The following is a 22,908-nucleotide window of genomic DNA, read 5'->3' on the forward strand; positions in this document are numbered from 1 at the left end:
ACCGCGATCTGCGGCTGGAGTACCGCAAGCCAAGCGTTCGCCGTAAGTGCTGCTCCAGAGGGTCCTCTGGCTCCAGGCGGCAACTTTGTTCTTGGCGGACTTCGCCGGTGACGCGCGGCGGGAGAAGAGCCCACGTCTGCGGGAGCCGTCTGAAGCGGTGCTACCGCCTCCGGCATGTTGGTTCGGTCTTGGGCCACCTGGCGCCGGAACGGGTCCGTCCGGTCTGCGGCAGGGTGTTGCGGTCGACCAGCCCCAAGCCCCAAGCCCTCAACGCGCGGCCGGGCCGGCCGCCGCCGGGTCCGCTCGATTTACGCGGAGGGAGCGATCATCAGGTGCGTCTGCTCGGTGGTGACCATCCGGTAGTGCGCCAGCATGCTCAGCGGGGCTTTTCAGCCATGCCTCTACAACGTCGCGGCGGGGAAAGGTACTTCCGTACAGGAGGACCTGTCTGACATCTTGCATCCACCACTCGTTTCGTACGGTCCGGCCGGTGCCACCAGCACGGTCGGGCCGTCTTCGGAGGACGCATTGATACCCCACATATCCGGCCGATCCAGACGCACGCTGGTGCTGGCGGCCACGCTCGGCGGAGCCCTCGCGTTCGGCGCCCCGGGCGCCCTCGCGGGCACGCTCCCCGTCGTCCCCTCCACCGCGTCGGCCGCCAAGGCCCACGCTCCGGCCGCCGTGCCGGCTTCCCAGAGTGCGACCTGGGTGGCCGGTACGCGCGCCTACCTCGTGATCACGGCCCCCGGTGACAGTTCGGCGGTCCGCTCCGCGATCGAGGCCAACGGCGGCACCGTCTTCTCGAACTTCGACGCCATCGGCGTGATCGTCGCCCACTCGGCGTCCAGCGGATTCGCCGCCACCATGCGCGGTGTCGCCGGCGTGCAGCAGGTCGGCGCCACGCGCACCTCGGACGTCCCGGCCGACGCCTACAACCCGGCGCTCCCGGCCAATCCGGCTCAGGCCTCGACCGCGGCCGGAGAACCGGTCCGGGCCGACATGAGCCAGATCAAGGCCGACCAGGCCTGGGCCGTGAACCCGGGCTCCGCCTCGGTCAAGGTCGGCATCCTGGACACCGGTGTGGACGACCAGCACCAGGACCTGGCACCCAACTTCGACGCGGCCGACTCGGTCTCCTGCGCCTACGGCAAGCCCGACACCCGTGCCGGTGCCTGGCGGGACGTCGACACGCACGGCACTCATGTAGCGGGCACCGTCGCCGCGGCCAAGAACGGCAAGGGTGTCGTCGGCGTGGCACCCGGGGTGAAGATCGCCGCGGTCCGGGTCGCCGAGCCTGGCAACTCCTTCTTCTTCGCCGAGAACACCATCTGCGGCTTCGTCTGGGCCGGTGACCACGGCTTCAAGGTCACCAACAACAGCTATTACACGGACCCGTGGCAGTTCAACTGCCCGGACAACATCGACCAGGCCGCCATCATCGAGGGCGTCAAGCGCGCCCAGGAGTACGCCGAGGGCAAGGGTTCCCTCCAGATCGCCGCGGCGGGCAACGAGAACTACGACCTCGCCCACAAGACGACGGACTCCGCGAGCCCGAACGACTCGACGCCGGTGACCCGCACCATCACCAACGCCTGCCTCGACATCCCGACCGAGCTGCCGGGTGTGGTCACGGTCGCGGCCAACGGCACGGGCGTCACCAAGGCCTCGTTCTCCAACTACGGGCAGGGCGTCATCGACGTCGCGGCGCCGGGCAGCAGCGTGTACTCCACCGTCCCTGGCGGCGGTTACGGCAGCAAGAGCGGCACCTCGATGGCCACCCCGCACGTGGTCGGCGTGGCGGCACTCATCGCCAGCGCCAACCCGGGCATCACCCCGGCGGAGATCCGCGCCAAGCTGGCCACCCAGGCCAACGACATCGCCTGCCCCTCGGACAGCCGCTGCACGGGCACGACGGCCAACAACTCGTTCTTCGGCGAGGGACAGGTCGACGCCCTCAAGGCCGTCGGGACCACCCCGCCGCCCGGCAAGTACTTCGAGAACCTCGCGGACTTCACCATCAACGACAACGCGACCGTGGAGAGCCCGATCGCCGTCACCGGCGTGACCGGCAACGCCCCGGCCACCCTCAAGGTGGGTGTGGACATCAAGCACACCTACATCGGTGACCTGAAGGTCGACCTGGTGGCGCCGGACGGGACCGTCTACACGCTGCACAACCACACGGGCGGCAGCGCCGACAACATCGCCCAGACCTACACCGTGAACGCCTCTTCGGAGGTCGCGAACGGCAGCTGGAAGCTGAGCGTCAACGACAATGCCGCCTCTGACACAGGCAAGATCGACGCCTGGAACCTGACCTTCTAGGGCAGAGCCCGGCAACGCCCGCGTACAGCACGCACTGCGCCGGCGACAGCTCCCCGTCCGCGGACAAGGCGGGCTGCGGTCTGTTCGGCCAGGGCTGCGAACCGCTGGGCGGCAGAGGGCGTATGGGCCTCGACGGCGGTGTACACCGCCGTCGAGGCCCATACGCCGGAGGCGTCCAGGAAGGCCGCGGACGACCTGGGGTGGGTGTCCAGCTCACGGTGCGCCTACCTGAGGAGTCGCAGGGGCCGTGTCCCCGCTGACCGTAGGGTCAGCGGGGACACCGCCGTGCGCGCCGCTGCTCTGAGGAGTGTCAGCCGGTTCGAGCGGCGAGCCGCCGTCCCGGGACCGCAGAGGCGGCCTTGCCTTGCGGCTCTGCGCTCCGGGGTGTCCGACCGGTTCAACGACCAGCCGGCGGGCTCAGTACTGGAGCAGGATGCCGTACGAGACCGGCTCGTCGCCGACCACGACCACGACCACGACCGCGGACGACTGCGACTGCGACTGGAAGCCCTCCGCGGAGGCGATGAGCACGTGGCTTCCCGCGCCCGGCGCGTCCACCGCGTACGCATCTCCGAGTGGGCCACCATGCGACCCACCTGTTGCCCGCCAGGGCATGGGCCCTGACACGGAGAAGGCGTCCCCGCCGCTGTCGATACCCAGGTCGTACAGTGCGTTGAGCACGCTGTGCCTTCTCGGAACTCACTGGAACGGGAAGCTTCTCGGGACGCCGACCGGGAGGCGGTGTTACCGGACGGACCTGACCTTGAACTTGACGATGAGGCCACCGACCAGTGCCAGGACCGCGCCGAGCAGGTAGAGCTGGGTGTAGTTCTTCTCGCCGCCGTCGCTGACGCCGAGGGTGATGACGAGCGGGGCGACGGCGCTGGGGATCTTCTGCGCGAAGGCGACGACGGCGAGGTAGCGGCCGGCCTCCGCCCGGTCGGGCAGGACGGCGAACACGATCGCCTGGTCGACGGCGCTGAACACCGCGATGGCGAACTGCATCAGCACCGCGCCGACGACCAGTTGGGGCAGCGAGCGCGCGAACGCCTCGGTGACGGCCCCGGCGACGAACACCGTGGAGCCGATCAGGGTGAACAGCTTGCGCCGGCCGAGCTTGTCGGAGAGAAAACCGCCCCCGATGGCGCCGCCCGCCGCGGCCACCACGCCGATGGTGCCGATGACCGCCACGATCCCGGCGACCTCCTTGACCGGCAGGTCGAGCCGTTGCGCGTAGAAGAAGGTGCCGAACGTCGTGTTGAAGTACAGGCCCATGAAGAACACGAAGCGGCCGAGCCAGTTCCAGCCGAAGTCCGGGTACTTGCGCGGGCTGAAGCCGTAACTGGCGACCATGCTGTTCAGGGTCACGCCGCTGGTGTGCACGAGTGCGCGGGAGTCGCCCTCGGGTTGAACACCGGGACCAGGAACACCAGGAACGTGCTGAAGGCCACGCCGTACGCGAGGCCGATACCGATCACGGGGGCGATCTGGGTCATGACGCTGGTCAGGGCGGAGACCCGGCCGCGCTGCTCCTCGGGCACCCGGTCCGCCTGGACGTTCTGTACGGCCGTGGCCCAGCCGATCAATGCCGACGGCCCACGCCAGGCCCAGCAGGAGGACCGACGGTGGGAGGGCGACCCCGACGAGCGCGACGGTGCCGAGCAGGCCGCCGCCGACCATGAAGGGGGTCCGGCGGCCGATCCGGGAACGGGTCCGGTCGCTCCAGAGTCCGATCAGGGGGCTGAGGATCAGGTAGAGGAACTGGGCGGACCCGGTGACGTACCCGAGGCGCTCCTCGTGTCCCGGTGCCAGGTCGTCGATCCGCACCGCGAGCGAGTAGGAGAGGGGGGACCATCAGGGCCAGGGAGCCGCCGAAGCTGGCGATCATCAGCCGCAGGAAGTAGTCCCTGCCGCCGAGTGGTCCCGCAGTGCTGCGGGACCGGGGAATCCGGAGCGTGCATGGCGGCCGATGCCGCCGGAACCGCGATCCTGTGGTGGGCGCCGCGGGCGACTTCGGGACGTCGGCTCAGCAGACGCAGGTGAGGGACGGCCTGGGCCGTGCCCAGGCACAGGGGGGCGTGGCCTCGCGCCGCATCACTGCTTCACCGTCAGCCTGAGCAGGGCGGACCGCACCGGTGCACGTTCCATCGGAAATGGCACCGATGCTGCTGTGACGGGCGCGAGCAGATCGTCGCCGCCGCCCGTGGGCGGGATCCTCGGACGGCCCGCGAGGCAGGCGTGGGCACCTCCAGAGCGTGCGGCGCGCGCTGGTCGGCGACCAGCTCCGACCGTGGCCGGAGTCCCACGGGTGCCGCGGCGTCGAGTCGCGCGGCGATACCTTCACTCCGCCGCGCGGTCGTGGTCGAAGAGTAGGCGTACGAAGTCGGTGACGGGCCCGATGATGTCGAGGTCCTGGTCCAGCACCCACTGCAACTGGAGCCCGTTGAGCACGGCATGGAAGAGGGCCGCCGCGCTCTCCGGGCTGACGCCCTCGCGCAGCCTGCTGCGGGCGGCCTCGTTGTCGAGTCCCTCGGCGAACTGCGCGCGCCCGCGTTCGTAGTGTTCGACGAAGTAGGCGTGGGCGGGATGATCCGGACGTGAGGCCGCGGCGGCGAGCTCGATCCACAGGCGCATCAGCTCGGGCGCCCTCTGGTGATGACGTATGAGCTCGCTGAGGTAGGGGGCGAGTTGGTCCAGGCTGGCCACTGCTTCCAGGCCCTGTTGCCATTCCTCCGCGTCGCGTTCGGCGAGCACCTCGGCGAGGAGTTCGTCGGGATTCACGTCTCACTCTGTGCCGACCACGGATCGTTGAAAGGCAACGCTCTGGTCGCGAAGGTCTGTCGTACTCTTCCTGTGCCTGTCACAAGGGTCTGGCATCCGGCGGGAAATGATCGTGTGAGTCCGAGGGTTGTCAGCGGCCGGGTCATGTCCCGTCCGTGGTGACGCAGGCCCTCGGCGATGGTGTCCCGCCCCGCCGCCCTCCCTGTCGCCCACTGTCGTCGGCACCGGGCCCGGTATAGGCTCCGCGGCAAGGCTCGCGCACGTCTCACCACCTGTATCCGGTGGAGAGTTGCCGACCCGGAACTTTCGTCTTTCGGCCCCCTGCCCCCGGGCCACAGTGACTTTCCGACCACTGTGAGGGGGCTGGAGCCGCATCGCCGACAACGCAGCTCCAGCCCATCGTCCTTCCCAGCCCTGTTCGAGACCGGGGCGTACTCCCGCATGCCCCGAGTGGGGTGGTGAGGACGGGTCAGTGTGAGACGGCGAGGGAGGGGACCCTTGGTGCCGTCCTCACGCATACGGCCGCCGCCCGTGTTCGGCTTCGCGCGGCGGCGGCCGTCGACCATTCCACCATCGATGGCCCGGGCCGGAGCACGTCTTAACGGGCTGTTGACGGCCGAGAACAATGACACCGGGCCGACGCGACTGCCGCCCGGAGGCAGGTTCGCGCCATGGAACGGACGGCCACGCATCCCTCAGCCGACGCGCAGTGCTCCTCGCCTCTGCCGGTACGTATTCGCTGGCGCGATACGAGGCCGTCCCGGGCAGTTTCAACGTCTACCGCGTCTGTGGCGGGGGACACCCGTTGTCGTGGGTCCCGTTGTGAGGGGCACGTGCGGCTGAAGGCCGAAGGACTCGTAGGCGCCCGCACCGTGTGACCTTATGGTGTGGTTTTCGTTGATGAAGTGTGAAGATCAATGATGGTCCGCCCCGGCAGCCGGGGGCATCGGCCGAGCTGACCGGTGGGTACTGGCTGGACTCGCCTCCCAGTATCCGGAACCCCTGTCGATGTGCAGACGGGATTCCTCCTTCAATCACGGTGAAGGAGGAATCCTTGCCCGGATGCGGCCGACAGTCGCGTTTCGGCGGCCCTGCGGAGGCATGAAGGCGTCCGGCCGCGCGGATGGGGCATGATCGCGGTCTCCGTCCACCTCGCAGGCGAGTCCGCTGTCTCCCCGTCGTCCGCCGCCCTGCTGTCGTTCCTCGACTTCGCCGGATTCGGCACGCGCCAGGGCGGCTCCGCGAGGACAGGGGGAGACGCCTGGGGCAGGAGTGTTTACTCCGGAGCGCCGCTCGCGTCTTCCGACGTGCTCTCGTCCTGGCGGTCAGGAGTGCCGGGCAGGGGGAGCGAGAACCACACGGCTTTGCCTTCCTCGGTGAGCAGGGTGCCCCAGGCGGAGGCCAGTTGGTCGAGCAGGGCCAGTCCGCGGCCCGACTCCTCGTCGAGGCCCGCGGTCCTGGCGCGGGGCAGGACCGGGCTGCCGTCGCAGACTTCGACGTGGAGTTCGTCCCGGGTTCGGCGCAGTCGCAGCCGCAGAGGGTCGCAGGCGTGGCGCACCGAGTTGGACAGCAACTCGGAGGCCAGCAGACAGGCCGTGTCGGTGAGGGGCTCGCAGTGCCAGTCCTGCAGCGTGTGGCGCAGGAAGCGGCGTCCTTCCCGCACGCTGATGGGCTGTGCCGGGAGGGGCGCGGACACGGCGGTCACCGGAGAGAGCGGGATGCGGGCCAGGAGCAGTGTCACGTCGTCGCTGTAGTCCTGGGGGTCGGGCAGCAGGGCGGTGAGAACAGAGTCGGCGGCCCGCTCCAGACAGGTGGTGTCGGCAACGGCTTTTTCCAGGGCTATGGCGAGGGCGTCGATCTGAAGTTCGATGTCGCTGGTGGGGGTCTCCACCAGGCCGTCGGTGTAGAGAGCCAGCACCGAGGCCGGCGGCACGGTGATCCGGGTCTCCTGGTGGGGCACGTCGCCGACGCCCAGCGGCACACTGACATCGACCGGGAGCCGACGGACCTGTCCGGTGGTATCCACCACCAGCACCGGCAAGTGCCCGGCCGAGCACACGGTCAGGGCGCTCTCGTCGGGGTCCAGGACCAGGTAGCAGCAGGTGACGAGCTGGTCGGGCAGTTCACTGACGACCGCGTCCAGGGCTCGCATCAGCTGCCAGGGCGGCATACCGGTCTTGGCCAGGGCGTGGGAGGCCGAGCGCAACTGGCCCATGACGGCGGCGGCTTCCAGGCCGCGGCCCATGACGTCGCCGATCAGGACGCCCATGCGTCCGCCGCCAAGGGCGATCAGGTCGAACCAGTCCCCGCCCACACCGGGCCCCTGCCGGGCGGGGAAGTAGCGGCTGGAGGTGTCCATGCCGGCCAGGGGGGCAGGTGATCCCATCAGGCTGCGTTGCAGGGTCAGGGCGACATGGCGCTGCTGTTCGTAGAGTTCGGCGAGCTGGGCCTCGGCCTTCTTGCGTTCGCTGACGTCACGGATGGCGGCGGAGACCAGCGTGCCCTCCGGGGTATCCAGCGGACTGAGACTGATCTCGACCGGGAACTCGACCCCGTCCCGGCGCAGCCCGTACAGCTCCAGCCCGGCGCCCATTGGACGCACCCGCCGGTTGTCGACATAGCCGTGCCGGTGGGCGGGGTGGTGAGGGTGGAACCGCTGGGGTACCAGAATTTCCACCTGCTGCCCCAGGAGTTCTTCCCGCCGGTAGCCGAACAGGGCCTCGGTCTGCGCGTTGACCAGCTGGATGGTGCCGGTGTCGTCGACGATGACGATGGCGTCGGGGGCGGCTTCCAGCAGGGCGCGGAAGCGCGCTTCGGCGGCCTTGCGTTCGCTGACGTCGCGCACGGCGGCGGAGATCAGCAGTCCGTCAGGGGTCTGCAGCGGGCTGATGCTGATTTCGACCGGGAACTCGCCCCCGTCCCTGCGCAGTCCGTACAGGTCCAGGCTGGCACCCATCGGACGGACCTGCTGGTTGGCGGAATAGCCCAGACGGTGACCGGGGTGCTGAGCGCGGAAACGTTCCGGGACCAGTATCTCGATGGGACGGCCTAGCAGTTCGTGGCGGGGATAGCCGAACAACGCTTCGGTCTGGGCGTTGACCAGGCGGATGACGCCGCCGTCGTCCACGATCACCATCGCGTCGGGAGCCGCCTCCAGCAGTGCGCGAAACGGTTCCTCAGCCACGGGGATCGTGTGGGGGTGCGTCGCGTCTGCGCCTGATTCCATGGCATATCTCAGCATCGACTCCCATGCGGGCGGGCGTTTTGAAGTGAAGTGTCCTTACGTGACGTTTCCTGGCCGGAACGCAGTCATGGTTGCCGGGGTGCGGAGGCGGTGAGTTGAGGAGGCTGTCGACGGTCTGCCGACGCTCGTGCAGTTCAGGGGGCTTTGTGCCGGGCGGAGAGATCTGTGAAGGGGCCTGGGTCGCCGAACTCATGGGCGGCATGCTCGACGGTTGGCCGAAGGGCATGCTTCGCATCGTCCGGCAGGAACGGCCGGGTCCTGGCGTCCAGTTGAGGATCACGGATGCCGAGGGCATGCGCTTCACGTGCTTCGTCATCAGCGCCACCGGCCGCCCCATCGGCAAGCTCGAACTTCACCGCTGCCTGCGGGCCAGGGGCCGAGGACCGCGTCCGAGCTGCCCGCGCGACCGGCCTGCGGAACCTGCTCCTGCACGACGCCGCGCAGAACGGGTTCTGGTTGGAGATCGTCCTGATCGCACTCGACCTGTTGGCATGGATGCCGATGCTTGCACTGAACGACCAGGCCCGGCTCTGGAAGTCCCGCCGCCTGCGGTTCCGCCTGTTCAGCCCGGCCGGACAAACTCACGTCGCTGCGGAGTGCTTGCCGGTGGGGAAAATGTGGTGCGGGTGTGCACGCCGCTGGTCAGACTCGCTGACATGACTGAGAAGATCACCCGCATCAACCCCGAGCAGTTGCATGAGACACCCGGCTACCATCACATCACCGTGGTGGAGGCAGGCCGTACCGCCTATCTGGCGGGGCAGTGCCCGCTTGATCGGAATGGTGGTCTCGTCGGTTCCGGTTCTCTTGAGGCGCAGGTCGACCAGGTTGTCGCGAACGCGCTCACTGCCCTGGTGGCGGTGGGCGCCCAGCCTGAACATGTGGTGCGTTCGGTGATCTATGTGCGGAGCGGTGAGAGGGACATTCTCGGAGCCGCATGGCGTCGGCTCACCGAGTCTGCGCTGGGTCCGGCGTTCACCACCGCCAGCACGCTCTTGGGCGTCGCCCAGCTGGGCTTTTCGGGACAGCTCGTCGAGGTGGATCTCACCGTGGCGCTGCCTGACTGACGTCGAACGGCGTATCGAACTGGGTAGCCCAGCTGGGCATTCGAGCGGCGCCGGGGGCCTTCGTCTGATCATCTGCTCCGGCCAAGGTGCACCGGTCGAGACGAAGGCCGCGAAGGCGCGTCTGCTGCGCACGCCGGTGGCCGTGCACCGGCGTGGGCACGGCACGATGTACGAGGCGCTGAGCCACGGGAACGTGGACGTCCCCGGTTGCGGCAGGTGCCGGCCGGTCTGCCGATGCCACGGCCCGCCGACGGGCGCCATGTCCGGCCCTCGCCAAATCCCTCAACGCCCGGACCCAGCAGGCCACTTGGCTTGAAAAGCCGATGGCGCGATACCTGACACGACATAGGCGAATCCGTGAAGTGACCAGAGAGCATCACTGAGCGAATCCGACTCGAACCATAAGGAGCAAGTACAGCGCCTGTTCCTGAGGCATCCATCTCATGACGGTCGTCCTGTGTGTGGGGGACGTTTATGGTCCGGGTGGCCCTATCGGGTTGTGGGGCGGGCCTCGTCTACTGGTGGGCATCACCGACAGCCTCGGTCTTTCTGACGTACAGAGTGACGAGGCCCGACCCTTGGGGGCTCGATGAGTGACGAATCCGTCCGGTATCTCCTGCGGACCCATCAGCGGGATTCGGGTGCTGCCGTCCGGCTGCGGCAGGCGGTGGAGCTGGATGAGGCCGAGGCGTTGCGCCTGCTGGGCGGTGTGGGGCTGGGGCGGGTGGTGTTCTCCCGGCATGCTCTGCCGGTGATCCGCCCGGTGAACCACATAGTGGTCGGTGGCGATGTCATCGTGGGCACTCATCAGGGGTCTGCGCTGGCTGCGTACGTCCGTCGCACCGGTGTTGACACCGTGCTCGCGTACGAAGCCGACGACATCGACTCCGTCAGCCATCTCGGCTGGAGTGTGGTCGTCACCGGCTATGCCGGCCTGGTCACGGACCCGGCCGAACTGGACAGCCTCCGCAGTCGTCTGCGGCCGTGGGTGGACAAGCCGCTGGACCTCGTCGTGCGTATTCGTCCCGAGCGGGTCACCGGCCTGTGCCTCACCGCATGAGGCGGCTGCTTTCCGTCTTCTCCCGCCAGCAGGGTCGATGGGGCGTCTGTGGTGGATCAGCGCCGTCGCCGGCCGTCACCGCGGTGGCCGTGTCGTGCTCTGCGAGCTGTCTGCGGTGCTGTGCCGGTAGAGGCCGACCGGCCTTGAAGAGGAGCTGTGTGGCCGTGGCGGGCCGGGCCGCCCGGCCCCTGCCGGTCGAGGGGCGCGGGCGGGAGGATCTCGCGGACAGGGTGCAGGCGGCGAGGCATCGGACGGCCCCCGCTTTCTCGGCGCGGGGAGGCCGCGGTGCTTCGCCTGGGGCGGTCCGGACAGGGTCGGCGCTGTTGGGACCGCGGCGGACGTGGGCGGGAGCTCGGCCGCCGGGTGCCCGCACCTGTGCGGGCACCCCCCTGTTTTTGACGGCCGCCGTCTGCCGGGCGACAAGCGGGGCGGCCGGCGGCGTGGAGTCCTTGCGTTGGTGCCTGATGCGAGGACCTCACGCGGGATCGTCCTCGCGGCGGCCGGGGCGGGCGGGAGTCCGCCCCGGTGTGAATGGCCCTGAGAACGAGGGACCAGGGGGCAGTCACGAAAGGTTGCCGTTCCTGCTGTTCAGGTTGAGGCGAGCCGGTCACTGTCGGAACGGCGGCCTTGAGTCATCTGGGAGGGCGGCTCGCGCCGGCCGTGCGCTGTTGGCCGCCGGAGTGATGAGTCGGTCGGGGACCGCCGCTCAGTTGGCCGCTGCCAGGTAGTACGGGGTGGCGTCGCGCGTTCGGCAGGGAGGGCCCTGCGGCGGGTGAGTCGCTTCGTCATCAACGTGATGGCCGCTGTCCGTTCTCATCCGTCGGGTCAGGGAGCCATGGCGGCGAGCCGCGCACTGACAACTGCCTTGAGACGACACGGGCGAGCGATCCGGACGGGCGAGCGATCCGGCTGGAATCAAAGGACTTGGACGTCACGGGGTCGATGTCGATATCTCAATGGTCTTCTCGGCTCCGGTGAGCGCCGACCAGGCAGGTGACAGAACCACAGAGACCCCGCGCGGTGGACTCTCATCGATCCTGTCAGTGTTCCGAGCCAACAACGCCTCATCGGAACGTGGCCCAGCCGCTGAACGGGCGCTCCAACGCGTACCCGGCGGTATGAGCGGAGGCCGTCCGGCGGTGTCCTACCGAAGTGTGGTCCCTCTCGACACGTTAGGCGGCACCTACGGCTTGGCCGACGAGGTGATCGGCGATCCGGCCGGGGTCGCGGAGTCCGGCACCCCCGCGTAGTCGGGCAGCTCGACGCCGTTGATCGCTCGCTCGACCAGCTCGGAGAACCATTCGCTCGCGAAATCGGGACCCGGCCCGGAGTCTTGCCCGGGGACGTCACGACTGCGGGCGTTCAACCGGCCGATCTCCTGGTTCGCCTCGACGAACGAGCGCATCCGCGCCTCGTACCCGCCGAACCCGGCGTCGGGATCCCATCCGGCAGCGGCCAGCTCTCCGGCCAGCAGGTAGGCGCCGACCAGTGCCAGCCCGGTGCCCTGCCCGGACATCGGCGACGAGCTGAACGCCGCGTCCCCGAGCAACGCCACCCGTCCATTCGACCAGCGGTCCATCACCACCTGGGCGACCTGGTCGAGGTAGAAGTCAGGGATGTCGTCCAGGTACGCGAGAATGTCCGGGGTCAACCAGCCCAGGCCCGCTATCCGTTTCCGCAGCAGGACCTTCTGAGCCGTGACGTCACGGTGGTCCCGAAGAGGAACAAGCCCTGGTCTACCCGGCGCCGGAGGACGCGACGGGACACGAGGCCACCGGGGTGACGGACTCGGCCCGGGACAGGTCGACGGTCATGGCGACACCGTCGATCTTGACCACGACCTTGCCCCGGCGTACCGAGACGACCTCCCCGCACAGCGTGGTGGTGCCCTGCCGGATCATCAGCCCGGGAGGGTCCCTGGGAGGGGCGTACCAGGTCACGCCGACCGCCGTGACGAGCAGGACCGTGCACAGGCACGTCAGGGTGATCCCTGCGCGCAGAACGCGGGCGCTGGCCAGTGCTTCGTCGTGGTCCTCGACCTCGACCGGCCGCCCCGTTGCGTCGCCGGTCGCAGACAGTCGACGGGCGTAGGGGCGGCCATGTGCCGCGCGCAGCAGGCAGAAGGCTCCGACCGCGCCCACGGACAGGGCGGCCACCAGCATCACGCCGGCAGCGACGGACCAGCCGGGGGCGAGCTGTCCGACATCGCTACGGCCCCTGATCAGGCCGAATCCGATGAGCCCGGCGAGGAGCGCGCCGAGGCCGTTGCGCCAGGCCACGGCGACCTCGCGCACCCGGCCGAGTTCCCGCTCCAGGGCCCGCCGCAGCGACCGGGCACGGCGAACCTGAGCAGCCGTCGGCGCGGGGCCGGGCAGCAGTGGGCCGCTCATCCGCCGGCTCCGGAGGGCAACAGCAGGCTCCAGTACGCGCCGCAGCCGGTATGGCCTTCGGGGGAACCCTCGTAGACGGTCTCAGCCGTGCAGTACATGACGACCGGAGCAGCGGGCCCGGGGGCCGCTCCGGGGGCGGCGCGGAAGAGTTCTTCGACGACGGTGAAGTCCATCGGCTGACCGCAGCGCGGGCAGGGTCCGGAGAGCACCAGTGCGGAGCCGAAGTCTTCCAGGGTGAAGGTGGCCGCGGCTCGCTGGGCGAACTGATCCTCCGTGCCGTACCGGTAGGGCAGTGACGGTGTCGTACTCATGCGTGTTCTCCCGTGCGGTCCCGTCGAAGGTGTGCCTGTGGGGCGCCGGAACCGGCGTGTCCCGTGTAGGTGAACGCACTCCAGTCGGCGAGCGCTGCGAAGGGGCGCGCGGGCGCCGGTGGGCTCGCGGCCGGGGGCGCCTGGGCGGGGGACGGGCCGCGCAGGACCCGCAGTCGTCTGGCAAGTGTGCTGTGCGGAAGGTCCCGTAGCTGTGTCTGGGCGGCGCGCAGCGCCTCGGCCGGTGGCGTCCCGCAGGCCCACCTGCCGATGAAGTCGGTTGTCAGCAAACAGGCGGCGAGGTCGTTGACCGGCCAGGCCGCCGAGACCACGCCCCGGGCTCCGGCCCCGATGAGGGTGCCCGGCAGGCCCACCACCTCGTCGGGCAGTTCGCGGCCGGTCACGGAGGTGGCACAGGCGGAGAGGAGGACGAGGTCGAGTCCGCCGCGCACTTCCAGCAGATCGCGTACGGCGAGACGGGCGCCGCCGCCGAGGACGAGCGCGGAGGAGAGGGGATCGGCGGGGTCGGTCTCGGCGTGACAGGCGAAGTGAGCGACCCCGCCGCCCTGTCCGAGCCACTCCAGGACCCGCTCGGGCGTGGCTTCCTCGTCCACCAGCAGCAAGGACTGCGGGAATCGGTCGGCGCAGGCCCTCACTTCCTGTTCGGCGAAGGTGAGTTCGCGCAGGCCCGTGCCGCGTCCCACGGCCACTCCGAGGTACCGGGGCATGCCGGAGGCGCTCCTGGCCGGGGGGAGCACGCGCAGACAGGGCGCGAAGCCGACGGCGTGGTCGTCGAGCAGGAACCGGCGCGGACGGTCCGTGCCGGACATCCGGCACGCCGTCTGCCAGGGCAGGTGAACCAGTTCGCCTACGGGGATCAGGGTGAACGGCGTGCCCGGACCGGGCACCACCTCGCCCAGGACGTTCTCCCACGCCCAGCGGGCGAACGGCTCCAGCGAACGGGCGGCGCTCCAGGCCTCGTCCTGCCACCGGGTGAGTGCGCCGGCCCCGAGGCCGTCGAGTGCGATGGCCTTCACGCCCTCGTCCGTGACCGTGAAGGCCACACCCGTCTCGTCGCCCGGGACGAGGTAGACGACCGTGCCGACGGGCAGTGGGCTGTCGGTCGTGGCGTCGGCGGTGGTCTCGCCCAGCCGCAGGCGTTCGGCCATCAGCAGGGCGCGGGTGCGTTCCAGGCGGCTGACCGCGCCGGTCAGGTCACCTGCCCGCCAGGCCGCCACGGCCACCGCGGCGGGCAGACCGCGCGAGGTCCGTAGCCAGGTCTCCTTGGCGGCGCGCTGTCCCTGTCCGGCCACCAGGCTGCCCACTGCCTGCTCGGCGAGGTCGAAGGCGGCCACCGCCTGCGCAAACCGCTCAAGGCGGGCCTGCCACAGGCCCCACTCCACGGCGCCTTCCGCGGCTGCCGCCGGATACCGCGTGCGAGCCGCCTCGTACCCCCGCCCGTACAACTCCTCGGCTTGGCCGAGCAGTTCGGGAGCAGCGGTCAGCGCGTGGCGCAGGCGAGTGAGTCCGGCCAGGACGAACACGGCCGACACCCACGCCCGCGACGCCGCCTCGGCCTCGGCGCGGGCCGCCTCGGCGTGCTCCGCTGCCTCCTCCGCCAAGACGAGCGAACCTAGGCGTTCCGCCTGTGTGCCCAACGCGAGGGCCAGCCCGATGCGGGCGTTGACCGGGGAGCCCGCTTGCGGCTCGCGCAGTGCGAGGGCCTCGCGCTGCGCGGCCACGGCCCGGGCCAGTTCCCGGGGGTCGTCGGTGATCTCATAGCGAGCCTGGTGGGCGTGGCCGAGGTTGGTCAGGACGGCCCGCCGCTCAGCCGGGTCGGCACGCAGAGTGGCGGCTGCCGTCAGCCGCTCGACGGCCTCGTCGAGATCGGCGGTCGTTCCCCGCCGGTCGTAGCGCTGGTGCAGGGCGACGGCCAGTCCACTGCGGGCCATGACACTGTGCGGATCGCCGGCCCGGCGAGAGTCCACGGCCTCCTGCCACAGTGCGATCGCCTCGTCCAGGTCACCCATTCCGCCGAGGGCGAGGAAACGCTCGTACAGACCGGAGGCGAGATTGCCCGCCGTACGCGGCCGGTCGGGCAGTCCGCCCGGGTCGGCCAGCGCCTGGCGCAGCAGCCCCACCCCTTGGTCCAGGGCCGAAGAAGAAGACGTCAGGCCCGCGACCCTGACCAGGGCACTGCCCCAGGCGTCGCGGAAGGAGGCGGCGAGCATGCCGCCACCGGACGGCAGATACGGTGCCACCGCCTCCATGCGCCGGCAGGCCTTCTCCAGCTCCGCCGCACCGCCGCCCGCGCCCTGGGCCTGGCGGGCGATGCGTGCCTCGGCCGCGGTGGCGGTCGCCGCGACGGACAGCGGCGAGCGCGGCTGGGCCGCGTCGGCGGCCTCCTCGGCCAGCTCCACGGCACGGTTGAGCAGCGCTGGCGCGTCCGCCGCCGCGGCGGCCGTCTCCCGCAGCACGACCGCGAGGTTGACCTGGGCTCCGGCGCGCGCGACCGAGCCCAGGGGCAGTGCGGCCAGGGCCTCTTCGAGGACCGTACGTGCTTGTGCCAGGTCGCCGGGATCACCCAGCATCCGGTAGCGCTCGAAATGGGCGATGCCCAGGTTCACTGCCCGTGCCGCCGGGTTTTCCGCCTGGGCGAGCGGCGCCGAGGGGTCGAGCAGCCGGATCACCTCGTCGAGGTCCGTGCACGACTTCGTCCACATCGCCCGTACGAGCAGAGTGCGCGCCAGTCCCTTCTCCGGTGCCGCGCGCAGCCCGGGATCGTCGCCGGCGATGTCCAGCGCCTCGCCCGCCCGGTCCAGTGCCATGGCCAGCAGGCCTTCGTCGTGGCCGAGTTCGGCCCGCTCACGCAGGCATTCGCCCAGCACGTCGAACGCGGAGATCCAGGTACGGACCTCCTCGGGGTCATGGCCGGCGGCCGCGCGTGGCGGCCGGCCCGCCACGTCGAGTTCCTCCTCCAGTACGGTCGTGGCCGCAGTCAGGTCGGTCGGATCCCCGGCGGCCGTGAACCGGTCGGCCAGGCAGCGTCCCAGGTGCGCGGCGGCCATCAGACGCGGCCAGCTGCCCGGGTCGGCCACGGCCAGCACGCTGCGGAAGAGGCGGATCGCCTCGTCGACGTCGCCGGGCCGCCCGCCTGCGGTGAAGCGGGAGTGCAGAGCCACGCCGAGCCGGAACTGCGCGTCGGGCCGGTCGTCGCTGTCGTCGTCGAGCTCGGCCAGCGCGGCGCCGAAATGGCGCACGGTGCCGTCCGGGTCGCCCAGCCGTTCGCAGACCGCGCCAGCCATCGCGTACCACAACTGGCGGTCGTGCGGCGCGAGATCCTCCGGCGGGCCCAGTGCGGCTCGGTCCCGGATGGGCCCGAGCACCGGGACGGTGAGTTCAGGAGGCGGAATCCGAAGGTCCATCAACTCCACCAGCGACAACCGCACTTCGCCCCCTACACCGTCGTCGGCCGGGCCGGGCCCGTGACGAGAGCCTACGGCGCGGAACCGGGCCCGGACGGGCCGATCACGAAAGAGGACGTAAGCCGCCATCGGCAGTACGCCGAGGATGGCAGCCAGCCCGTTGCCGTACGACGCCGCCTGGTACGTCGCGCCGACGCGACGGGCACGGTGGAACTCGCCGGCGAGCCCAGGGCCGTCCGGTGCAGCTCACCACCACACATCCCAGGGCAGCATGATCCGCCGCTGCATGATCTGGCGGAACAGGCATGCCACCGACAGGCGCCTCAACGACGTCGTGACCAGGGCGAACGCTGCCTGACTCCGGCTCGGACAGATCTCCTCACCACAGATGGAGGAAGCTCCGGGCGTCGTCAAAGCCATCAAGAGCCCGACCGTCCACATCCTTCGGATCCATCTCGGCACGCGCCGCGAGCGACTCCACTAGCGCAAGGGCCTCGCCACTGAGATACCCGAAGCGCCGGGCGGCATGTCCAAGGCACAGACCCGCCAGGCCGAGCAACGGGTTCCCCGGCGCGGCCCGTGTCCCGACCTGCACGCACCAGTGCTCGACGAACTCCCGGTCCTCGTCGTTCAACGCGCTCCTGCCCAGGACACTTGCCGCCTCACCCTCGTGCGAGCGGTCGCGAAGCGCCCGCTCCAACGTCTCGACCACCACCTCGTGAGGCAACGCGGGTGGGTTCTCGAAGCTCAGATGAGCGTGTTCCTTCGCGGGCACAGAACCCGGCGCAATCGTTGTCCGCTCACCCCAGGCACACAGCATTCGCCACGAGCCGCCATCCCTTGCCAGACGGTACGCCGCCGCACTCCGCCCCGCTCGGACGGCAGGCCAAGGCGGTGGCCCCGGAGCGGATCAGCCTGTCGCGTCGTCACAGCGGCCCCTTCCACGCCCCACCAGCGCGAGCATGGCCACGACAGCAGTCGCCGCGGCCCCCGTGGACAGGGCGTCCGCGGCATACCGGCCCAACTCTGGCCGCAGGATGTCGACAAGCCCGAACAGCACGACAGCCCCGGCAAGACCTGCCGTGGCCCCGGCCAACCAGGAGCGGTGGCGCGCCCAGAACCACTGGACGAGCCCCAGCCCGATGAGGGGAGCGACGGACAGCTGCGGCTCGTCGAGGGCGGCGATCACACCGTATCCCAGGCCGCTGACCGTCCAGCAGACCGCGGCTACGAGCGCCGCCTCACTCCAGGAAACGGACCGGTTCACCGCTGCCACCCCCGCCCCAGCCCCACGGCCGGGATGCATACGTCCATGGCCCCGTCGAACATTTCGCTCACGCTCCCGATCACCCGCCCTCATGGCCCATCATGATGACCGCCCGGGACGCCGCCCCTCAACCACAGGACATGGCAGACGGCCGTGCGCCGGGGGTTCACGACGACCGGCTTGCCCGGCACCTGGAGAACCAGATGCGGTTTGGCCGTCCGATCACGGTTCTGGTGTGCTGACTGATCGGTCTGGCCCTGCCGCAGCGTGCCAGCGGTGCGGCGAAGTGCGGTGCGAAGACCGGTTGCTGCTCGGCTCCGGGCAGGACTGCCCGCGCTGTGCGGAGGAGCAGGCAGGCCGCCGCGACCAGCGCCGCGTGGTCGTTGCTGCCGTCGTCGGCCCGGTCGTGCTGCCCGCACCCCGCCCGGCCGTCGTCGTTCCTGCCCCGGAGCCGGATTCCGCAGTCGCCACAGCTGTCGCCGACGACAGCGACCAGGAGGAGGTGGTCCTCAAGGAGCTGAGTGAAGAGGTGGCGGTCGAGGAGATGCAGCGCTTTGAGCGAGCTGTGCGTGCAGTATCTTCATGACGTGTCCACGCCTCCGCCGCCGCAGCCCCCCGTGTCGCAGCCGTACCTCCTGCCGCCTCCGCCTCCGCCTCCGCCGCCGAAGAAGAGCCGGGCCGGTGTCGTCCTGGGGGTCACAGGCGGGGTCATGGCCCTATTGATCGTCGCCGTGGTTGCGGTCATGGTCAGCAAGGTCGGCACCGGCGGAGACTTTCCCGAGGCGCGGTACCGGTTGACCGTGACCAAGACCCTGCTCAGCGGTGAGTACGAACTGGAGAAGGACTTCTCCGACCCTCCGCAGGACAGTTTCATACAGCATGCCGAGACCGCCCTGGGCGGCCGTGACGTCCGGGCGGCCGTCGCGATCTACAAGCCCGCGAACCTTGGCGGCCAGCTGAATGTCAGCGGTGTGTACGGCCGGTTCAGGGACGCCGACGACGCCCGGGACACCATGCTCAAGGACGCCGCTGACACGGACGGAGTGTCGGTCGCCCGGGCACCCGAGGACTTCCGTCCCTCCGGCTCGGACGTCACCGTCACCTGCCAGGTGATCGCCAAGGAGGACCTGAATATGCGGATCATCGTGCCGATGTGCGCCTGGAACGACGGCAACACCAGCGCGCTGATCGGTGAGATCAACCCCGCGGTCGCCTCCGGGGACGCCAAGGACGTGGACTTGGCGGGCCTCGCCGAGCGGACCCGACGGATCCGGGCCGAGCTTCGCCAGCCGATCAGCTGAAGGAGACCGGCCGCGGCGAGGGAGGAAGGCGAGCGGGGTCCCCGGGGCGGACCCCCGGCCGCGCCCGAAGCGGATCGTCGGGCTGGCCTGGTCAGCTTCAGGTCGCAGGGTCGGCTCAGCACTCCAGCTGATTGGGGCGCGCCTCTTTCTTCGCCACTTGGATGTTGTGCGCCGAAGTGTTCTGATCTGCTGTCGTCTGCTTGATCACTGACAGGCATGCAGCCGTGGTTCCTGCCTGTGCAGTGAAGGTCGGCGGGGGCAAGAATCCCGACGGCAGGTTTTGGCATGTTCAACGCAAAGGCGTGGGGATGTTTAATTGTGTGAAGATTTGATGGATCGCCCCGCTCCAGGTGGTTCACCCGATTGAGTCCGGAGCGCGGGCAAACAATCACCGCGGCGGCGACGGATTCCCCGTAGAGAACGAGAATCTGCGTTTGCCGAGGGGAGAGCCGTCATGTCGGTGTGGTGGGAGTCGGTGCCGGACTCGGCATTGTGGGTGCGCCATCTGCCGCAGCAGTCATGCGTGGCCGTGGTGGTGCTGCACGATGGCCCGGCCGTCGGTCATCGGCCCGCGCGCCCCTGGCAGCTGGCGGCTTTGCGGATGCGGCCCATCCTGCGGTCTGCGGCGTCGGCCGTGTCGTTGGACGAGGCGCTGCTGGGGCAGGTGCGCTATCGATGCCGCGGGTGGAACGCCGGCGACGCGGAGAATGATGCGCTGCGGGCCCTCAGTGAGTTGGGCCGGTTGGCCGGGGACGCCCCGGTGGTCCTGCTTGGGCATGGGATGGGCGCTCGTGTCGCGTTGCGGGCCGCCGTGCATCCCCAGGTGCGGGGCGTGGTGGCGCTGGCACCATGGCTCCCGGTGGGGGAACCTGTCGCGCACCTGGCAGGTCGGAGCATTCTGCTGGTCCAGGGGGACGACGGCACGGCTGCCTGTGCGCAGGCGTCGAATTATGTGGAGCGTGCGCGCACGACAGGCGCCCGGGCCGGGGCGGTGGTCGTCCGGCGTGGTGGTCTGTGGATGATGCGGCGGGCCAGCACGTGGCACCGCACCGCCGCATCAGCCGTTCGTCAGATGTCGCAGCCGCAGGCGCAGGGGCCTCACCGGGCGTGGGCCAGTCCGGTCCCCGTCGTCGTGTAGGGCGGCCGACGGTCACTTCGTTGGGGTGGGAAAGGCAGCAGGGTGCGGATCTTCTGAAGTGGCGGTCGGGGTCAAGCAGTGAGGCTGTAGTTCTGCTGGTCGGGGCTGGGGTAGAGGCGTTGATGTTCACGGGCAGCGTGGAAGATTCGGTAGGCCTCGAAGTCGCCGTTCGTGATCAGTGCGTGGAGTAGGAGGACGGCTGCGGCGCCGTTGAGTCTCCAGCGGGCGCCGGTGATGTCGAGGCGGTCGGCGATCAGGTGACGGCAGGCACCTTCGACGGCGCCGGTGGCGATCGGCCTGCCGGCCGCCAGAGCGGTGTCGTAGTGAAGCTGGTCGAGGTGACCGGTGAGATAGCGGGCGCAGGCGGTGACGGCGTCGCGGCGGGAGGTGGGAAGCTGTACGGCTGCGGCCGTCGTAGCCGAGTAGCTTCGTTGTGTTCGGCGGACCCCCGGAGCGCCAGCCGAACGAAGGCCATCACGGACAGTGATCCGCCTAAGTTGCTGGCATTGGGTGCAATTCCCCCGGGCCACCCGACCACGTCAACTCGTACGCCGACACCGGGTGGTGTCGAGTGCCGGGCGGCCGGAGGACATCCACGTCCAGGCAGTGGCTTCGGGCGAAGGCGACCAAGTGGGCGGTGGCATCCCGGCCGTCGGGGAGGGGCGCCGTTGTCGGTTGAGACGCCGGATGTCGCGTGGAAGTGTCCCGACCGTGGGAGGGAGGAACGGGTTGGACGGACTCGGCGCCTCATCGTCCCGTGGGCACGTGCCCACCGGTGTGACACGGGCCAGGGCCGACTGCGCGGTGCTGGAACAGGCACGGCGAGCCTGGAGCTGTCAGGGCGTGCTCACTTCGGACAGGCAGGTGTCTCCCTGCGGCGTTCCGTGAAAGGCCGGGACCGAAAGCTCCACTGTCGCACTCTGCCTGGATGGCAGTGTCAGGTCTGCCGAGTCCGTCCTCGGTGTTGGGTACCGGGTGTCAGGGCGAAGTGGCGGACCATGCCTGCCAGGCGGTGGGCAGATCTGTGTGCCACTGCACGCGTTGGTCGTCGGCGGTGTGGGAGCGCAGCAGGTCCGGTGCCAGCAGGTGGATGGTGTGGGGCCCGTCCGGCCAGGGTGTTGTGGGCAGGAACGCCTGGGTGGGCAGGCGGAGTTCGCGCAGGTCGAGTCCAACCACGGCCATCCCGGCGCACCGTTCGGTCAGCTCGTCGTGCAGGGCGCGGCTGGTGGCTGCGGTTACGGGTCCTGCCCCGGCGCACCACAGCCGCGTGCCGCAGACGGCGAGGACACGGATACGGAAGAGTACGGGCACGATCCCTTGTCTCCGGCCAGCAGGTTCGGATATGTCGCCAGGGTGAGCAGCGTGAGGAGACCCGAGGTGTGGTGGGCGGATCCCCCGAAGGGTTCGGCGGTGAGACCGACGGTCGAGGCAGCGGTGGCGGAATCGGCCAGGACCAGGGCTTGGCCGGTGTGGTGACGGTTCAGCTCATTGCAGGCGGGGACGTGATGGCGGCGGCGAGCTTGGTGGCAGTCGCCGTGAGGTTCTCCGCCTCTTCGGCGCAGGCCCGGCAGTCCCGTAGATGTGCTTCGAACAGGGCGTGTTCGTCGTCGGGCAGAGCGTGCAGTGAGTAGGCGCCGACAAGAGTGTGCAGATCGGTGTGGAGGCTCATGAGCTCGTTCACTCCTGGGCGGTCGAGCTGGAAGGTCCGTACCTGTAGTGGTGAAACCGCGGCTGCGGAGTGGGACACGACCGCGGGGGTCGGGCTGTGATGCTCGTGTGCCGGCTCACCGGACGGGGATGAGGGGGATACGTAGTGGTGTGCCAGGGGGCCGGGGCGAGCGCCCCGGCCCCCTGGCTTTCTGCCCGTCACAGGAGTCGGGCTGCCGGGCGCTCACCGCAGGGCGCCCGGCAAGTGACGGTCCGTCAGCTGGTCGGCATGAGGACGGTGTCGATGATGTAGACGTTGGCGTTGGCGGTCTTCACGTTGCCGCAGACGACCTTGGCGGAGTCGTTGACGGTGTAGGACTCACCGGAGCCCGAGGTGGTCACCTTCGACGTCTCCAGGGTGTCGAAGGAGCCCTTCTCCAGGTCCTTCGGGGTGAGCTTCTGGCCCACCACGTGGTAGGTGAGGATCTTCGTCAGCTGGGCCTTGTCGTTCAGGACCTTGTCGAGGGTCGCCTTGGGGATCTTGGCGAAGGCGTCGTTGGTCGGCGCGAACACGGTGATGTTCTGGGCGTTGTTGAGGGTGTCGACGAGACCGGCCTTCGTCACCGCCGCCACCAGTGTGGACAGGGCCGGGTTGTTGGACGCGGCGGTGGCCACCGGGTCCTGGGCCATGCCGTCGAACGAGCCGGCACCGCTCTTGGGGACCGAGGCGCAGGCGGTACCGAACGGCTGGTCCGCCGAGGCGGCGGTCGAACCGGTCATGCTGTCGTCCGAGGTGGCCGCGGAGGCCGACGCCTTGGTGGAGGAGTCCGATTTCGCCGAGTCGCTGTCGCTGCTGCCGCAGGCGCTGAGGGCCAGTGGGAGCACGGCCGCGGCGGCTACGGTCACGGCGATGCGGCTGATACGGGTGCTCATGGTGTTTCTCCTATGGGGT

General features: G+C 69.8%; 20 protein-coding genes and 3 pseudogenes. 8 read left to right on the forward strand and 15 right to left on the reverse strand.

The annotated features are described in order from the left end of the window. Nucleotides 1–567: 567 nt before the first annotated feature. Nucleotides 568–2,328: a S8 family peptidase gene (locus OG595_RS43850; RefSeq protein WP_329282281.1), complete on the forward strand. Its 1,761-nt coding sequence runs from the start codon at nucleotides 568–570 to the stop codon at nucleotides 2,326–2,328. Between the two features lie 417 nt (nucleotides 2,329–2,745). On the opposite strand, the gene OG595_RS43855 is transcribed toward OG595_RS43850, so the two are convergent. From OG595_RS43855 to OG595_RS43875, 5 genes are all read right to left on the reverse strand, one after another. Further along, a complete protein-coding gene (locus tag OG595_RS43855) occupies nucleotides 2,746–3,009 on the reverse strand; it encodes a hypothetical protein (RefSeq protein ID WP_329283664.1) in 264 nt (87 codons plus the stop codon). Nucleotides 3,010–3,072: 63 nt separating this feature from the next. Then, a complete protein-coding gene (locus tag OG595_RS43860; RefSeq protein WP_329282282.1) occupies nucleotides 3,073–3,696 on the reverse strand; it encodes an MFS transporter in 624 nt (207 codons plus the stop codon). Next, nucleotides 3,693–3,914, reverse strand: a complete 222-nt coding sequence (locus OG595_RS43865; protein ID WP_329282285.1) for a hypothetical protein — start codon at nucleotides 3,912–3,914, stop codon at nucleotides 3,693–3,695. The genes OG595_RS43860 and OG595_RS43865 overlap by 4 nt, the downstream gene beginning before the upstream one ends. Before the next feature lie 754 nt (nucleotides 3,915–4,668). Then, complete coding sequence (locus OG595_RS43870; RefSeq protein WP_329282287.1) at nucleotides 4,669–5,109, reverse strand: TetR family transcriptional regulator C-terminal domain-containing protein; 441 nt, start codon at nucleotides 5,107–5,109, stop codon at nucleotides 4,669–4,671. A gap of 1,276 nt (nucleotides 5,110–6,385) precedes the next feature. Then, complete coding sequence (locus tag OG595_RS43875) at nucleotides 6,386–8,293, reverse strand: PAS domain S-box protein (protein ID WP_329282288.1); 1,908 nt, start codon at nucleotides 8,291–8,293, stop codon at nucleotides 6,386–6,388. Nucleotides 8,294–8,508: 215 nt separating this feature from the next. Between OG595_RS43875 and OG595_RS43880 the strand changes: the two are divergent. The 3 genes and pseudogenes from OG595_RS43880 to OG595_RS43890 all read left to right on the forward strand — a co-directional run. Next, nucleotides 8,509–8,932 (forward strand): annotated as a pseudogene (locus tag OG595_RS43880) (transposase); the annotation flags it as partial. Between the two features lie 77 nt (nucleotides 8,933–9,009). Next, the gene (locus OG595_RS43885; RefSeq protein ID WP_329282290.1) at nucleotides 9,010–9,420 is read left to right on the forward strand and encodes a RidA family protein; all 411 of its coding nucleotides are present in this window, start codon (nucleotides 9,010–9,012) and stop codon (nucleotides 9,418–9,420) included. A gap of 589 nt (nucleotides 9,421–10,009) precedes the next feature. Next, nucleotides 10,010–10,480, forward strand: a complete 471-nt coding sequence (locus OG595_RS43890; protein ID WP_329282292.1) for a pyridoxamine 5'-phosphate oxidase family protein — start codon at nucleotides 10,010–10,012, stop codon at nucleotides 10,478–10,480. Between the two features lie 1,183 nt (nucleotides 10,481–11,663). Here OG595_RS43890 and OG595_RS43895 read toward each other — a convergent pair. The 4 genes from OG595_RS43895 to OG595_RS43910 all read right to left on the reverse strand — a co-directional run bounded on the left by OG595_RS43895 (nucleotide 11,664) and on the right by OG595_RS43910 (nucleotide 16,603). After that, nucleotides 11,664–12,131 (reverse strand): FAD-dependent monooxygenase, encoded by a 468-nt coding sequence (locus tag OG595_RS43895; protein WP_329282294.1) that lies wholly within the window; start codon nucleotides 12,129–12,131, stop codon nucleotides 11,664–11,666. Nucleotides 12,132–12,216: 85 nt separating this feature from the next. Beyond that, nucleotides 12,217–12,870, reverse strand: a complete 654-nt coding sequence (locus tag OG595_RS43900) for a hypothetical protein (RefSeq protein ID WP_329282296.1) — start codon at nucleotides 12,868–12,870, stop codon at nucleotides 12,217–12,219. Next, nucleotides 12,867–13,181: a hypothetical protein gene (locus OG595_RS43905; protein ID WP_329282298.1), complete on the reverse strand. Its 315-nt coding sequence runs from the start codon at nucleotides 13,179–13,181 to the stop codon at nucleotides 12,867–12,869. The genes OG595_RS43900 and OG595_RS43905 overlap by 4 nt, the downstream gene beginning before the upstream one ends. Continuing rightward, on the reverse strand, nucleotides 13,178–16,603 hold the full coding sequence (locus OG595_RS43910) for a CHAT domain-containing protein (RefSeq protein WP_329282300.1): 3,426 nt from the start codon (nucleotides 16,601–16,603) through the stop codon (nucleotides 13,178–13,180). The genes OG595_RS43905 and OG595_RS43910 overlap by 4 nt, the downstream gene beginning before the upstream one ends. 253 nt (nucleotides 16,604–16,856) lie before the next feature. On the opposite strand from OG595_RS43910, the pseudogene OG595_RS43915 reads away from it, so the two are divergent. Next, a pseudogene (locus tag OG595_RS43915) lies at nucleotides 16,857–16,961 on the forward strand (transposase); the annotation flags it as partial. A 21-nt stretch (nucleotides 16,962–16,982) separates the two neighbouring features. Here the strand turns inward: OG595_RS43915 and OG595_RS43920 are convergent. Continuing rightward, on the reverse strand, nucleotides 16,983–17,378 hold the full coding sequence (locus OG595_RS43920; protein WP_329282302.1) for a hypothetical protein: 396 nt from the start codon (nucleotides 17,376–17,378) through the stop codon (nucleotides 16,983–16,985). Between the two features lie 135 nt (nucleotides 17,379–17,513). Then, entirely contained in the window at nucleotides 17,514–17,870 is a 357-nt protein-coding gene (locus OG595_RS43925; protein WP_329282304.1) for a hypothetical protein, read from the reverse strand. A gap of 304 nt (nucleotides 17,871–18,174) precedes the next feature. Here OG595_RS43925 and OG595_RS43930 point away from each other — a divergent pair, with 304 nt between their 5' ends. The 3 genes from OG595_RS43930 to OG595_RS43940 all read left to right on the forward strand — a co-directional run bounded on the left by OG595_RS43930 (nucleotide 18,175) and on the right by OG595_RS43940 (nucleotide 20,309). Further along, a complete protein-coding gene (locus OG595_RS43930) occupies nucleotides 18,175–18,456 on the forward strand; it encodes a hypothetical protein (protein ID WP_329282306.1) in 282 nt (93 codons plus the stop codon). Between the two features lies 1 nt (nucleotide 18,457). Continuing rightward, nucleotides 18,458–19,171: a hypothetical protein gene (locus OG595_RS43935; protein WP_329282307.1), complete on the forward strand. Its 714-nt coding sequence runs from the start codon at nucleotides 18,458–18,460 to the stop codon at nucleotides 19,169–19,171. A 454-nt stretch (nucleotides 19,172–19,625) separates the two neighbouring features. Next, entirely contained in the window at nucleotides 19,626–20,309 is a 684-nt protein-coding gene (locus OG595_RS43940; protein WP_329282309.1) for an alpha/beta fold hydrolase, read from the forward strand. Nucleotides 20,310–20,380: 71 nt separating this feature from the next. On the opposite strand, the pseudogene OG595_RS43945 reads toward OG595_RS43940, so the two are convergent. From OG595_RS43945 to OG595_RS43960, 4 genes and pseudogenes are all read right to left on the reverse strand, one after another. Then, a pseudogene (locus OG595_RS43945) lies at nucleotides 20,381–20,728 on the reverse strand (ISKra4 family transposase); the annotation flags it as partial. 559 nt (nucleotides 20,729–21,287) lie between these two features. Further along, complete coding sequence (locus OG595_RS43950) at nucleotides 21,288–21,620, reverse strand: hypothetical protein (protein WP_329282311.1); 333 nt, start codon at nucleotides 21,618–21,620, stop codon at nucleotides 21,288–21,290. A gap of 169 nt (nucleotides 21,621–21,789) precedes the next feature. Next, nucleotides 21,790–21,978, reverse strand: coding sequence for a zf-HC2 domain-containing protein (locus tag OG595_RS43955; RefSeq protein ID WP_329282313.1), 189 nt, complete (start codon nucleotides 21,976–21,978; stop codon nucleotides 21,790–21,792). A 254-nt stretch (nucleotides 21,979–22,232) separates the two neighbouring features. Further along, the gene (locus tag OG595_RS43960; protein ID WP_329282315.1) at nucleotides 22,233–22,889 is read right to left on the reverse strand and encodes a fasciclin domain-containing protein; all 657 of its coding nucleotides are present in this window, start codon (nucleotides 22,887–22,889) and stop codon (nucleotides 22,233–22,235) included. Nucleotides 22,890–22,908 lie beyond the last annotated feature (19 nt).

The organism is Streptomyces sp. NBC_01451, from assembly GCF_036227485.1.
GTDB lineage: Bacteria > Actinomycetota > Actinomycetes > Streptomycetales > Streptomycetaceae > Streptomyces.